Here is a 1,116-nt window from a genome sequence, read left to right as displayed (position 1 = left end):
GTCGGCGCAGACCTCCTCGGCGGCGGACAGGTCGCAGCCGCCGGAGAAGACGGACAGGCGGCGCAGGACGGCGCGTTCGGGCGCGTCCAGCAGGTCCCACGACCAGTCCACGACCGCGCGCAGCGTCTGCTGGCGCGGCAGCACGGTGCGGCTGCCGGAGGTCAGCAGCCGGAAGCGGTCGTCGAGGCGGTCGGCGAGGCCGCGGGGGGTGAGCAGGCGCAGCCGGGCGGCGGCGAGTTCGATGGCGAGCGGCAGGCCGTCCAGGCGACGGCAGATCTCGGCACAGGCCGCCGGGTCGTCCTCCACCCGGAAGCCGGGCCGGGCGGCGGCACCGCGGTCGGCGAGCAGCCGCAGGGCGACGGGGTCGGGCAGCGGCTCGACGGGCCGCACCAGCTCGCCGGGCACGGCGAGGGGTTCCCGGCTGGTGGCGAGCACGGTGACGCCCGGACAGTGCGCGAGGAGCGTCTCGGCGAGGCGGGCGGCGGCGTCGACGACGTGCTCGCAGTTGTCGAGGACGAGCAGCATGCGGCGGCGCGCGCAGTGCTCGGCGAGCCGTGCCAGCGGGTCGAGCGCGGTGGCGTCGGCGGCGGCCCGCAGCCCCTCGGCGGCGGTGCCGCGCACGACGGTCTCGCGCGCTCCGAGCGCGGTGAGCACCGCCTCGGGCACGGTCTCGGCGTCGTCCACGGGCGCCAGCTCCGCGAGCCACACCCCGTCGGGCCAGCGCCCGTCCGCCGGCGCGGCCGCCTCGGCGGCCTCCTGCGACAGCCGTGTCTTGCCCGCACCGCCGGGCCCGAGCAGCGTCACCAGCCGGTGCCGCACCAGGTCTTCCCGGATCAGCGTGATCTCCCGCTCCCGCCCGACGAAGGACGTGAGCCGCGCCCGCAAATTCCCCCGCGCACCCGGCACCCCACCGGCCCCGTGCGGAACGCCGAGCGCCGCAGGGGCGGCGGCCGCCCCGCCGGCGGGCGGGGACACGGCGCCGTACGGCGCGACTCCGACGCCCGGCACGGCTGCACCACTCGGGGCGGGCGCGTGCCCGGCGGTCCCGTCCACGGCGGGGGACACGGCGCCGTACGGCGAGGACACCGGCACGCCTGCACCACTCGGGGCGGGCGC

At 79.1% G+C, this 1,116-nt stretch carries 1 protein-coding gene; it reads right to left on the bottom strand.

The features are described 5' to 3' along the window. Positions 1–1,116, bottom strand: a 1,116-nt coding sequence (locus LE181_RS29950) for an ATP-binding protein (RefSeq protein WP_263869579.1), incomplete at both ends; no start/stop codon positions are given.

The organism is Streptomyces sichuanensis (assembly GCF_020328095.1).
Taxonomy (GTDB): domain Bacteria; phylum Actinomycetota; class Actinomycetes; order Streptomycetales; family Streptomycetaceae; genus Streptomyces; species Streptomyces cinnamoneus.
This window is presented reverse-complemented; position numbering and strand designations above follow the sequence as displayed.